Origin of the sequence: Shewanella sp. 10N.7 (genome assembly GCF_020806285.1) — a bacterium.
Lineage (GTDB): Bacteria > Pseudomonadota > Gammaproteobacteria > Enterobacterales > Shewanellaceae > Shewanella > Shewanella electrodiphila.
In genome coordinates this window covers 48506-61941 of sequence record NZ_JAJGZS010000014.1, presented here as the reverse complement: position 1 = coordinate 61941, position 13436 = coordinate 48506, and the positions used below count along the sequence as shown (strand labels likewise).

Sequence of the window (13436 nt, the reverse complement as noted above, 5' to 3'; positions counted from 1 at the left end):
GATTGGTTAAATTATCAACCAATGTATCTTAAATTCTTAACCGCTAATTTACACAAATAATATTCTAATGAATAGCGGGCAGGGAGAGCAAGATGCAAAAAAAATGGGATTTAGCCACGTTAGCAATTCATGGTGGGCATAAAAAAGAACAGTTTGGCGCGTTAGTGACACCACTGTATCAAAGCGCTACTTTCGTATTTGACAATGCACAGCAAGGTGGAGCACGTTTTGCTGGTGAAGAACCTGGATATATTTATACACGACTCGGTAATCCGACAACCGATGAGTTAGAACGCAAAATGGCTTTACTTGAAGGCGCAGAAAGCGCGGCCGCATGCGCATCTGGTATGGCAGCTGTTTCTGCTGCATTAATGACACATCTTAAAGCTGGCGATCATCTTGTTGCATCAAATGTTGTATATGGCTGCACCTTTGCATTATTAAACACTCAATTAACCCGATTTGGCATCGATGTCAGCTTTGTGGATTTTACGGATACATTGGCAGTGGAAGCAGCAGTGCAGCCAAACACAAAACTGGTGTTTTGTGAAACACCAGTAAACCCACATTTAGAAGTTTATGATTTACGCGCTATCGCAGATATTGCTACGCGTAATGGACTGGTTAGTATTGTAGATAATACTTTCATGACACCACTTTTACAGCAGCCATTATCCATGGGGATTGATATGGTGGTACATAGCGCAACCAAATATTTAAATGGTCATGGGGATGTTATTGCTGGCATTGTTTGTGGTAGTAAAGAACATATTGATGGGCTAAAGCACGACATTTTGAAAGATTTTGGTGGTGTTATGTCTCCCCACGATGCATGGCTCATTTTAAGGGGCTTAAAAACCCTTGATGTAAGATTGACCCGACATTGTGATAGCGCTGAAATAATCGCTAACTTTCTCGAGAATCATCCTCAAATTAGCCAAGTATTTTATCCAGGGCTTAAATCACATCAAGGACATGTGTATCTTGGCAAACAAATGAAACGTGCAGGCGGGGTGGTCGCATTCGAGTTAAACGGTGACATGAAGACAGCGATTAATTTTGTTAACGCTTTATCTCTATTCACAATAGCTGTCAGCTTAGGGGATGCAGAATCATTAGTGCAACACCCTGCATCAATGACTCATAGTGCATACTCTCCTGAAGCCAAAGAAGAAGCTGGGATCACTGATAACTTATTACGCATTTCTGTGGGGCTAGAAAATGTGGAAGATTTGATCGCTGATATCGAGCAAGCATTTATTAAAGGTAATTGAAATAAATAAGCCCGCTATTAGCGGGCTTATGTGTATTTGGCTTAAGTTAACTGCGGCCTAGGTTGAACACGGCTTATATTAACTAAGGCTCAGGTTAATTAGTTGGTAGAAACGGTTTCTGCACCACCGCCAGAACCACCACCAGAACCAATGGCACCAGGTGCTGGAGCTGAACCAAATGAACCACCACCGGCAGTTAATGTTTCTTCTACCGCTTTGGCAACGATAGAAGGGTCGACACCATTCGCAAGGGCAATAGCCAGTATTTCATCTGGATCCATACCTGAAGCCGCCGCAGAGGCAAGAACCTGAATTATCATTTCTTCATTGCCATCGGTTGCTTGTATCGCTAAAGCAAGAATTTCACCAGCATCTTCAGGGGTTGCGTTAAATTGTGCTAATGCATATTCCGCAAGTGATACTCCTTGTTCATTTGCTTGAGTGACACCGGCTACGAATTCGGTTTCGGTTACTGCAGCTATTCCATTACTGGAAACCATTGCTGATAAAAGTAATAAACTTAGCTTTAAGTTACGCATCATTATTCCTTAATTTGTGTCGAAGTATTAAATCTATTAAGTAAAAGTATAGTCTCTATTTCGCCCTCTTTGGAAGAGACGATAGTATTATAATGACTCACAGGGTACAGCCCATTCCCTTGCAAACCATCAATATTCATTTGTAAACAGTGAGTTGAAATGGTTATATTTTCAACGTGGGGAGCAATTATTTTTATTCCAATACCGTGACATATTTGTGTTACGGTTTGGACAAAAAAGCGAGAGTCAGCTTCTTCCAGATCTCTAATATAACCGCCATCCAGTTTGATATAGTCAATATCCATGTTTTTGATATAAGAAAAAGAGCTTAAGTTGGCACCAAATCGTTCAAGGGTTATTTCAATGCCCATTTGTTTAGCTCGACTGATAAACTGCTTGGTAGACTCAACAGATGCCATGGCTGCTGATTCATTAATTTCAAAAATTAACTGAGGAAGCTGTGCTTTATGTTGTTGGTATATTTGAAATAACCAATTGGTGAATGATTCATCGTGAATAGCGCTATTACCAATGTTAATGGCAATTTTAGCCTGTTTAACTTTTAATAATTTATGAAAAATAAAGCTCACAACAGCCTGCTCTAATTCGCTAGATAAATGTAATCGCTCTGCCATGGCGAAAACTTCAGGAGTGGAGAAAACTTCATCTTCTAGTTTAAATCGCAGAAACGATTCAACATACATCAGATCTTTTTGGTTATTAATAATCGGTTGCAGCATCAGTTCGAAAATACTGTCCAGTTCGTGCATATTCTCAAGATTTCGTTGAATATTGTTAGATGATGAATAAGCGATAAATTGCTTTAAAATTTCTAACCATTTGATTCTTGAGTGACCTTGACTATCAGATGCTGTAATTTGATTGTTTTGAGTATTTAAATAATATTGCTGGGTGGCAATCTCGGTATCGCATCGTTGAACAGCACAAGTAAATGACTCTGATAAGTCTACTTTCGTAGCCACATGTTTAGCGAACCCTTGAGGATATTGTGTATTACTTGCAAGGCTGATTGACTCATTTAATGAACTGTTTAGTTGTTCTGCTTCATTGGATGACATTAGCGATAAAATAATAAATTCTGAGCCTGACACCCTGAACATCGTAATTTGATTGAAAGGCGTTATTTGTTTTTTAAATAGGTTTGCCGCTTCTGTAATATAATTGTCTCCAGCGCTGTAACCTTCAGAATCATTGATTTGCTTCAATGATGTCATTGAAATGAGGTTCATGTATAAAGCCGAACCGGTTTCATTCGCTTCGACAACGTAAGAGTCAAACCTTTTTAACAATGCTCTGCGATTAGGTAAATCAGTCTGACTATCTAAGTAGACTTGTTTTGATAACGATTCTGCCAATTGTGTTTGTTCATGAAAAGTTTGGCGAATGTTTTCGACCATTTTATTAAGCGCATTGACTACAGCTCTTAATTCCGTGGTGTAAGGAATTTCAGAATTAATTTCGAATTGTTTTGTTGCAACAGCATTTGCTTGTCTTTCAATTCCTTTTAAAGGATATAAAACCGCTTTTAATATGAAGAAACCTGCAATTAATGCGATACATAATTGCATACAGGTTATCCATAAAATATTTTTACTATGATTCCATAAGGTGTTGTAGGCCGAACCTGAGTGAGATTGAACCTTGATTTTTCCGGCTATAACCCAGCCATTAGAGACTTCGCTTGTCATTACTGGCGGTGATAATAAAAATAGCTTGATAAACCAGTTGGGTATATGTTGCGTGCCGTGTGGGTTAGTTCTTGAAAAAATTATTTTGTCATTAAGATCATAAAATGCAATCGATTGATAATAACCTGAATCAAATAGTGCGTTTGTCATCGTTTTTGCGATAACTAACTCCTCTTCATCCATATAAGGCGAAATAGAGAGGCCTAAACTATGTGCAGCGTCTTGTGCATGTGAGGAAAGTTGGTCTTCGAGGTAGGTCTGCATACTCGTTATATTGTTATAAAGAGATGCACTAAAGGTAAAAATAGTTAAACAAGCAATTAATAAATAAAGCTGTGTTTTTAAAGATAACCCTTTCTTAATGCTCACTACTTTGCTCCTATTATTGGCCTTGCTCAATTCTTTCCATCAGTGCAGTCCAATCTTTGGAACCTGCTCCGCTTTTTACTTTATTGCCTAACCCTTGAGCTTTCGCTAACCATAACCCTTGACCGTTAAACGAATAAATTGGCTTCAAGTCACGACGTTTATTTGCTGGGAGAATTCTAGTGTTCAAGTTGTCTAATATCAGTGGCATTGAACTGGGGGTATCTGAATAAATAAGAACCATGTGAGGTTCATTAATCGTGAGTGCACGGACATACATTAACCTTAACTTTGATTCATCTATACCCAATGCTAATAAAGTCATGTATTTAAAAATCGCGAAATCTTCACAATCACCCGCTCCTGTACCTAAAGACTCTATAGGCGTTGCCCAATAATCTTGTTTTTTCCAATGCTTGATATCTGATTTGAAACTAATGTTTCGATTAGAAAACTGATTTACAAGATTTAATTTTGACAGTATCTCTGATTGTTGTTCTGCCTTAATTAACGCTTCCCATTTATAAAAAATATCCAGTCTTTCAGTGGTGTAACGATTCTTGAGCTGTTCATAAAATTCTATATTAAATGTTTTTTCTGAAATAAAAGAAAAGCAGCAAAAACTAAACAGCAATAATGCTATTGGAAGTCGGCTTATCATGCTCCGCTTATTAGAAACAATATAAACACTCATAAATAATGCTAGATATTGATTAGGTATCATTAATGATCGCAGTTGTGATTAAAAAACGAACTAACTTAGGGCGTAGACTTTGAGTTGATATCACGTTTACTTTACCAGCCGCTTCATAGGAAGTCATTTTTACTCTAACTGTAATTCAATTTCAAAAAAAATGGTTTCCGTAATAAAAGTGTAACAATCTAGTTCTTTTTTCCTCAGTCATCAAGTGTCTATCACTTTAACATGTAAGTGTATGACGCACATGTAATAAGTGACTATATTTTGACGCATCACACCTTGTTTAGTAAAAAACCTTTTATATCAATGGTTGTAAGTGTTAATTTTGAGTGTCATAATATTGACACTTATTAGGTTTATAATAATTTAAACTTGGTTTGATTGTTGCTTGTCTTGATGTGGTTCACTGTTTATTTTGGCATGTAATAAAATTTCACAATAATTTTTTACAAGTAGAAACAGTTGGTTGCGCTTGGTTTTTGACGTAAGGTTGAAATATTTAATAGACATTGTCATTAAAATTTAACCTAAACCAAGCTAAAGTTGGTGTCTGTTTTGGCTTTGTTGCGCACTTGTTGCCTTATTGTGGTGCGGTGAGGCGGTTAAGTTTAGTTTAGCTCAAGTTTATTGAGATTATTGATATATAGAAATTAGGAATTATGGAAGAGATGTACAGCAATCTGGAAGCTGAAATTCAGGGGCGGTAGCGTGTCTTTTCTTGCTATTAATGGAATAAATGTAAGAGGTTTTAGATGAAAGTCACTGTTTTTGGTATTGGTTATGTTGGATTAGTGCAGGGTGCAATTTTAGCGGATGCGGGTCACGACGTATGCTGTATTGATGTTGACCAGAATAAAATTGATAACTTGCAAAAGGGCATCATCCCAATCTATGAACCTGGCTTGAGCTCTATAGTAGAAAAGAACTATGCCGAAGGGCGTTTAACGTTTTCAACGGACGCTGAGTTTGGTGTTAACTTTGGAGAGTTGCAGTTTATTGCGGTTGGTACTCCTCCAGATGAAGACGGATCTGCTGACCTTAAGTATGTTTTGAAAGTAGCAGAAACAATCGCTACCCATATGAATTCTAGTAAAATTGTGATTGATAAATCAACGGTTCCAGTTGGGACGGCTGATAAAGTACAAGCGATGATAACAAATGTCCTTAACGAACGTTTTTTAAGCCGTGAGTCTCAACCTAAATTCTCAGTAGTATCTAATCCAGAGTTTTTAAAAGAAGGCTCAGCTGTATCAGATTGTAAACGGCCCGATCGCATTGTCATCGGAACCGATTCTGAATATGCCGAAGATTTAATGCGTGAACTTTACGAGCCTTTTAATAGAAATCACGAAAAAATAATTGTGATGGATGTCAAAAGCGCTGAATTAACCAAATATGCCGCAAATTGTATGTTAGCGACTAAAATTAGTTTCATGAATGAGATGGCTAATATTGCTGAAAAAGTTGGCGCTGATATCGAGCAAGTAAGACAAGGTATTGGATCTGACTCAAGAATTGGATTTCAATTTATTTATCCTGGTTGTGGTTATGGTGGTTCATGTTTTCCTAAAGACGTACAAGCATTAGTGAAAACTTCAGATGCGACAGGGTATGAATCTCAAATACTTAAAGCTGTAGAAGCAGTCAATTACTCGCAAAAAAATAAACTTTTTGAATATATTTGTCAGCATTATTTTCCTGAATTGAATCATCAAGCTGTTATAGAAAATAAAAGCTTAACAGGTAAAACTGTGGCGGTATGGGGTTTAGCATTTAAGCCTAATACTGATGATATGCGTGAAGCTCCCAGCCGAGTGCTTATGGATTCTTTATGGCAAGCGGGGGCTAAGGTTCAAGCGTTTGACCCAGAATCAATGGAAGAAGCGCAGCGGATATATGGTAATCGCAACGATTTAGGCCTTATGGGGACAAAAGAAGCTGCATTGAATGGCGCTGATTTATTGGTGATATGCACTGAGTGGCAAAGCTTCAAAGCACCCGATTTCGATAACATGAAGTCACTTTTAAATGAAGCTGTCATTGTCGATGGTCGAAACTTATTTAATGTGCAGCGTATGCAACAAAAAGGCATTAAGTATTACAGTATTGGCCGTACACCAAAGCAGATGAATTAGAAGAATATAAACTGCATAAATAAATGTTGACCGTAGAATTAACTAAGAATTTTACCATGGATGATAAGTTTGAAGAGCGCTACAAGTATGTCGAACCAACATAAGAAATCGAAATATAATTTTGCCAATACTGGTTGGTTGCTTATCGAGAAAGTGTTGCAGTTGTTTCTTGGTTTAGGCGTCGCTATTTATGTTGCGCGTTATCTTGGCCCTGAGGATTATGGGGTGCTGAGTTATAGCCAAAGCTTAGTGATGATGTTTTCTGCAATAGCAGCTTTGGGGATCGATAATGTTATCGTAAGAGAGTTAACCCAAGATAGAGATAATGTTCACCGAATCATACCTTCGGCTATCATAATGAAATTGAGTGGTGGCGCTTTGTCTGCCTGCCTTTCAACTGTGACAGCTTGGATAATTGCCCCTAGCCCTGACATGGCTGTATTAGTTGCAATTATTTCAGTTTCTATGATGTTCAATAGTTCTATTGTAGTGAATTTATTCTTTCAATCTGTTGAGAAAATTAAGTTCTCAGCAATCGCAAATTCATTTGCTTTTACTTTCTCTGCTTTAACTAAAGTGACGTTTATTTTAATTAATGCTCCTTTGAGTTGGTTTGCTTTTGCTTTATTACTTGATTCAATTTATATCGCAATTGCATTATTAATCGTGTTTCTTCGCTTCAAACCACAAATGGCCGCTAAATACACCTTTGATTATAGCTTTGCAAAACGTGTTTTTTTGGAGTCTTGGCCTTTAATATTTTCAATGTTAGCTGTGATGGTTTATTCCAGAATAGATCAACTCATGCTAATGCAAATGATTGGTAAAGAGGCTGTGGGACACTACTCAGTAGCAGTGAAACTCTATGATGCAGCAATTGTTTTACCCACAGCAATTATAGTGAGCTTTTTTCCAAGAGTGGTTAATGCGATGAAAGAAACTGATATTGCGACAGCATTTAATCGTTATTTCCAAATACCCATAATATTGGCTATATCGATTGCAATATTTGTTACTTTGACTTCATTTTGGTTTATCCCATTATTATTTGGTGAGCAATATCAAGCATCGAGCTCTGTACTTAATATTTTGATTTGGGGTGCAATTTTTACTGTTCTAGGGATGATTCGCTCTCGTTGGGTCACGATGAAAAAACTTCAGAAGTACACCATTGTTTATGTCGTTATTGGAATGAGTATCAATATTTTATTGAACCTTATATTAATACCTAAGTATGGAATTACAGGCGCTGCATGGGCAAGTTTTGCTGCTCAAGTTTGTTCTGGATACATTGGCGTATTACTGATGAGAAAAACTCGACCATTTTTTAGAATAGCATCAAATTTACTTAACCCATTTAGATGGAATTTTCACAGAGGGATTCATGGATAGCACTGTTTTTTTTAGACCGATTACTCAATATGAGAACTTGGGTGATTTAGTGATCAACCAAGAATTATTGAAAGCATTGCCGGTAAATTCTTCTGTAGTGATAGAAGCCAAAGGTGTGCCAACATGGTTCGTTGAAGCCTTGATTAAAGATATCAAGATTGAACAGGTTTTAACTGAAAAAAAACCTTTTTATAAAAGAGTGATTAAATCAATATTCAGTCGTAAACAAACTTACTTTTTAGATGTTCCTGGGCATGTTTTTTATGAAATTGCGGATAGAAGTGGTTGGTTTAGGTTCATTAAAATGCGCTTATTTAGCTTATTGGGGATCCGTTATGTTCGTCTCGGTGTCTCATTAGGGCCCTATGGTGACTCTGCATTAGCACTTGAGGTGCAAAAGAGTAGAGCCTATTTTTATACCGGTGTGCGTGAAAAATATAGTCACCAATATTTAAAGAGTGTCGGGATTAATAAGTTTGAGTACTTTCCTGATTTTGGTCTATGTTTAGATTATTCATCAGGTGACAAGACAGAAAAGTGTGGCGTTGGGTTTTCTTTTCGTTCAGGAGTTGTGTCATCAAATGCTAATAATGCTGAAAACACGCTAGCAATTTGTGATGCATTAAACACCATCAAGCAGTCTTATCAGCTAACACCGATAGTTCAAGTTAACCTCGATGATGATTACATGTCTTTGCTTGCGAATGAAATAGAGCTAGACACAGCGAGTATTACTTTTTTTGACCATGACGCAGACAAAATATTCAGTGCATATGAGAATGTTAAATTCGTCATTTCAAATAGGCTACATGTGTTAATTTTCGCTTTATCTAGAGGTGCGATGGTCATTCCGTATATCGATAGGAGTCGACATACGAAAGTGACAGGTGTGTTTGAAGATATTGGGTTGGGTGATGTGATATATGATATCGCAAATCCAACTGACATTAATGAACACTTACAGTTAGTTGAAAGTATCTTTAGTGGACTCTGTGTCGAGAGTATTTTTAAAGATAAGAAGCAAAAAATTACTAAAATCTTATCAGAATCAGTTTTCAAAACTGATTAATTGTCATTGTTTATGGAAGAGTATTGATGTTAGTCAGTGTCTATATCACCACCAAAGATCGTCTTGAGCTACTAAAAAGAGCTGTAGAATCCGTCATTTCTCAGACCTATGCTCATGTTGAGATTATTGTCGCAGATGATGGTTCAACCGATGGTTCTCATGATTATCTCCGCAACATGCAAGCCGAGGGAAAACTAACGGCGATAATAAACGCGGGTGAATCAAAAGGTGCTTGTTACGGTAGGAACCGAGCCATTGAATTAGCGAAAGGTGAGTTCATCACCGGTCTCGATGATGATGACTACTTTGAAAACTGGCGAATTGAAGCTTTCTTAGACTACTGGAATAAAGAAAAGGTAGACAATAAAAATATTGCTGGCCTATTTGATAGTGTTATTGAGTTAAGAAGTGATGGCAAGCATAAATACAATGAAGCTAGTTTCGTTTCATATGATCAGTTAAGACACAGTAATGCTGTAGGTAATCAAGTTTTTACCAAGACAGAATATCTTAAAGCGATTGCTGGGTTTGATGAAAAAATGCCAGCATTACAAGACTGGGATACATGGATTAGACTAACTGAAAAATATGGGGAACTGATAAATATTCAGAAGTTTTCTTATATTATCGATCAAATCCATGGAGAAGTGAGAATTTCTGAAAAGAAAAGTGCGCGTATCAGAGGCGCTTTCTCCCTGCTGCAAGAGAAATTACATCCAATGAGCTTCTCGGAAAAGGTCAGTGTGACAGATGCTCTTTATCGTTATAAGCAGATAGACATTAATATTAATGAGATCTTTGTTCTGCTATTAGGTTTTAAGTTTAGAAAAATCGCACAAGTATTAAAATGGAAAATGTTGAATGGTTAATTCATTTTATATTTTTTCTCCATTGCTATTTTATATCGTTTTCTTACGTTCTTCTTTAGATCCTGTTCTTGAGCTGACTAAAGTTGCAGGTATTGGAATGGGGGCCGTTCTTAATTTACTTGTCGTTTGTTTTTTTGTAATTGTATGTTTTATTAAAAAGTTTGAATTGCCACGCAGTTTTTTCAAGGTATGGTCTCTCTTTATTGTTACTGGGTTGATCTCTTTGGTTATATCTCCTGATAAACTTGGTTCGGCTAGATCTTTTTTTGCGGTATTAACTTATTATTCAATTTTCTCTTTATCATTTTACTTTATAAAAAGTAGAGAGGACTTCGCAAGTATAATAAAGTTAGTGGTTTATTCAGCTGTAATTCCATTTTGTTTTGTATTTAAAGAGTTTGCGCTGCCTGCAGCAAGTTATACAAAAGATGGTTTTAGATTGTTTGCATCATTTTCGCATCCTAATATCTTTGCATTTTATTTAGTTTTAGTTATTTCAATGTGTTTTTATGCGATGAAGTCTAAAGTTATTATGTTTGAAGCGTCATTTATAAAGCATGCGAAACTCATTTTATTCTTCGGTATTATCTGTTTGTTAATAACAAAAACAAGAAGTGCTTGGGCCGCGCTTTTATTTGTTTTTATCTTTTATGGTCTCCTTTCTGAAAGGCGATATTTACTGTATCTGTTTGTACTTGGTGCAGTTGCTATGTTCATCCCTTCGATACAAGAACGAGTAGTAGATATTTTTAGCGGTGTTACTGCTGATGACTTAGCTTATGGAGAGGTTTTAAACTCTTATGCTTGGCGTCAAATTGTATGGGTTGCTTCATGGGACTATATTATTGCTAAGCCGTTTTTCGGCCATGGTTACGATACTTTTTCTTACTATTTCCTCGAATTTTTTCCATTAGAGGGCTCCAGCAAATTTGATGCCCATAATGCATATGTTCAAATAGCTTTCGATATGGGTTTTGTCGGTGTTATAGGTTTCTTAACCATTTTCTTTTCTATCATCAAAGAGATGTTGTCTTACTATAAGTTTGATAAGCCCGGTACGGCTATCCTGTTGGGTGTTATTTTATCTTATATGCTCGTTTGCTATTCGGATAACATGTTTTTTTACTTATCTTACAATTGGTACTTTTGGCTAGTTATGGGTTCTTTTTATTATCTTTCAAGATTGGAAGCGAGTTCACTCCATAGGAGTTTACATGCAGTTAATGTCTAAAATAGATTTGACGATTGTTTTAAGAGCATTTTCAATTTTTGCAATTGTTTCTGGTCATTTGGGGTTTATTCATTTAGCTGGTGGTTCTTTCTATTTAATTTTTCTGTCAGGTTATAATTTCGTTAGATTTAATTACCCTAAAGTTAAACGGGCAAATGCTGGTAAAGCTTACTTTGATATTGTTTCCTTTGTAAAAATATACTTTGGGTTCATCATCAAGATAATTATTCCTGTTTTACTCTATACATTTTTTATCTACGCATTTTTAGGTCGGTTTTACCTTGGTGGCGTTTTTCTTGTATCTAATTTTATTGGCCCTAACTATGCTGATGGTTTAACATTTTGGTTTATTGAGGTTTTGGTTCAAATATATATCTTGTTTGGCTTAGTTATGATTTCAAATTATTTCTATTTTTGGATTAGTAAAAAGCCTTACCAATCATTTTTGTTCGGGTTTGTTATGTTTTACATGCTTTCCATTGTGTGCCGAATGATATGGGACACAAGCTTTTACTTAGATAGATTTCCTCACTTAATGATGTATATATTTTTTGCAGGTGCTTTAGTTGCTTTTAGTACTGATACTAAAAAGAAAGTAATTACTTCAGCTATATTATGCTTGATAGCCCTAGAGTTTGTTTTGTTTGATTTTAATAGCAAAGTATTATTTTTAATGTTGGGAGCTATTACAACGGTTTGGGTCGACAGAATTTCAATTCCAAAGGTATTGCATTGGCCTATTAATATTATCGCCATGTCATCCTTATTTATCTATTTAGTTCATTTTCAAGCTAAGTCCTTAATTGATAAATTGATCCCCAATTTACCAGCATTTGCCGTGGTGCTATTTGCGTTATTGACAGGGATTATCATGTCTGAGTGCTGGAAAAGAAGATCTAAATTTATTCAGTTTTCAAAAAAATCGTTTTCAAAAGGTCATTCTAAGTGAAAATTACTTATTTTATTAATCAGTACCCTCAAGTCAGTCACACTTTTATAAGACGTGAAATCATAGCGCTAGAGCAACAAGGTTTTGAGATTCAACGCATTGCTCTTCGTGGCTGGGATGCTGATATCGCTGATGAAACAGATAAGATAGAACGTTCTAAGACGCAATATTTACTCAAAGACGGGGTGAAATCGCTTGTTCCATTTTTTGTTAAGCGATTAGTGAAACAGCCTGCCTCTATCATTCGTGCAATAGTAAGTGCCGTTAAGTTATCAAAAATGTCAGAACGGAGTTTACCTTATCATTTGGTTTATCTTCTTGAAGCTTGCAAGTTGGCCAGCTTTATGGAGCAGTTTGATAGTCGTCATGTGCATGCTCATTTTGGCACTAACTCTACAGAAGTTGTGATGTTAGCCAATTTGCTTATCAATACACCTTACAGCTTTACTGTTCACGGACCTGAAGAATTTGATAAACCACTTAGTCTTCATTTAAATGAGAAAATTGCCAATTCAAAGTTTGTATCAGCAATTACATCATATTGTCGTTCGCAGCTGTTTCGCTGGGCAGATTATGAAGATTGGTCAAAAATTAAAATTGTTCATTGTGGTCTGGATGAAACATTTTTACAGGGCCAGGTTACAGAGCCTAGTATTTCAAGCACGAGACAATTTTTGTGCATCGGTCGCTTATGTGAACAGAAAGGACAATTGTTGTTACTAGAAGCATTTAAGGATTTAGTGGCGGTTGATCCGAATGTAAAACTGATTTTAGCCGGTGACGGTGATATGCGTCCTCAAGTTGAGTCGTACATTAGTCAATTTGGTTTACATGAACATGTCGACATCACTGGATGGATAAGTTCGGGCGAAGTTAAGCGTTTATTAACTGATTCAGATGCAATGATTCTACCTAGTTTTGCTGAAGGTTTGCCCGTTGCGATTATGGAAGCTATGGCAATTGGTACCCCCGTATTAACGACTTATATAGCGGGCATACCTGAGCTTTTGACTACAAATGAAAATGCGATTCTATTTCCTGCTGGCGATGTAAGTGCCACGACAAAAGCAATGAAAGACTTCATTGAGCTAGATGAGGCTGCTTTATCTATACTCATTCACAATGCTTATTCAAGTGTTGCGACACGGCATAATATTAATGTCGAAGCGGCAAAATTAGCTTGTCACATTAGACAAGGATAGA

General features: G+C 36.5%; 11 protein-coding genes. 8 read left to right on the top strand and 3 right to left on the bottom strand.

Features of this window, described 5'->3' with window-relative positions:
- Window positions 1-92: 92 nt before the first annotated feature.
- Window positions 93-1274: a trans-sulfuration enzyme family protein gene (locus tag LMH66_RS10580; protein ID WP_229369921.1), complete on the top strand. Its 1182-nt coding sequence runs from the start codon at window positions 93-95 to the stop codon at window positions 1272-1274.
- A gap of 98 nt (window positions 1275-1372) precedes the next feature.
- Here LMH66_RS10580 and LMH66_RS10575 read toward each other — a convergent pair whose 3' ends face one another.
- The 3 genes from LMH66_RS10575 to LMH66_RS10565 are packed head-to-tail and all read right to left on the bottom strand — an operon-like array spanning window position 1373 to window position 4582.
- Window positions 1373-1813 (bottom strand): hypothetical protein, encoded by a 441-nt coding sequence (locus LMH66_RS10575; protein WP_102527069.1) that lies wholly within the window; start codon window positions 1811-1813, stop codon window positions 1373-1375.
- 2 nt (window positions 1814-1815) lie between these two features.
- Complete coding sequence (locus tag LMH66_RS10570; protein WP_229369919.1) at window positions 1816-3891, bottom strand: EAL domain-containing protein; 2076 nt, start codon at window positions 3889-3891, stop codon at window positions 1816-1818.
- Window positions 3892-3904: 13 nt separating this feature from the next.
- The gene (locus tag LMH66_RS10565; protein WP_229369917.1) at window positions 3905-4582 is read right to left on the bottom strand and encodes a transglutaminase-like cysteine peptidase; all 678 of its coding nucleotides are present in this window, start codon (window positions 4580-4582) and stop codon (window positions 3905-3907) included.
- Window positions 4583-5340: 758 nt separating this feature from the next.
- Here LMH66_RS10565 and LMH66_RS10560 point away from each other — a divergent pair.
- The 7 genes from LMH66_RS10560 to LMH66_RS10530 are packed head-to-tail and all read left to right on the top strand — an operon-like array spanning window position 5341 to window position 13435.
- Window positions 5341-6723: a UDP-glucose dehydrogenase family protein gene (locus tag LMH66_RS10560; RefSeq protein ID WP_229369915.1), complete on the top strand. Its 1383-nt coding sequence runs from the start codon at window positions 5341-5343 to the stop codon at window positions 6721-6723.
- A 60-nt stretch (window positions 6724-6783) separates the two neighbouring features.
- Complete coding sequence (locus tag LMH66_RS10555) at window positions 6784-8115, top strand: flippase (protein WP_324295174.1); 1332 nt, start codon at window positions 6784-6786, stop codon at window positions 8113-8115.
- Window positions 8108-9184 (top strand): polysaccharide pyruvyl transferase family protein, encoded by a 1077-nt coding sequence (locus tag LMH66_RS10550; RefSeq protein WP_229369910.1) that lies wholly within the window; start codon window positions 8108-8110, stop codon window positions 9182-9184. The genes LMH66_RS10555 and LMH66_RS10550 overlap by 8 nt, the downstream gene beginning before the upstream one ends.
- 26 nt (window positions 9185-9210) lie before the next feature.
- On the top strand, window positions 9211-10053 hold the full coding sequence (locus LMH66_RS10545; protein WP_229369993.1) for a glycosyltransferase: 843 nt from the start codon (window positions 9211-9213) through the stop codon (window positions 10051-10053).
- On the top strand, window positions 10046-11284 hold the full coding sequence (locus LMH66_RS10540; RefSeq protein ID WP_229369907.1) for an O-antigen ligase family protein: 1239 nt from the start codon (window positions 10046-10048) through the stop codon (window positions 11282-11284). Before LMH66_RS10545 ends, LMH66_RS10540 begins: the two co-directional genes overlap by 8 nt.
- Entirely contained in the window at window positions 11268-12233 is a 966-nt protein-coding gene (locus LMH66_RS10535) for a hypothetical protein (RefSeq protein WP_229369903.1), read from the top strand. The genes LMH66_RS10540 and LMH66_RS10535 overlap by 17 nt, the downstream gene beginning before the upstream one ends.
- Window positions 12230-13435 carry a glycosyltransferase family 4 protein gene (locus tag LMH66_RS10530; protein WP_229369901.1) on the top strand — a complete coding sequence of 402 codons (1206 nt, stop codon included), beginning with the start codon at window positions 12230-12232 and terminating at the stop codon, window positions 13433-13435. Before LMH66_RS10535 ends, LMH66_RS10530 begins: the two co-directional genes overlap by 4 nt.
- Window position 13436: the final 1 nt, after the last annotated feature.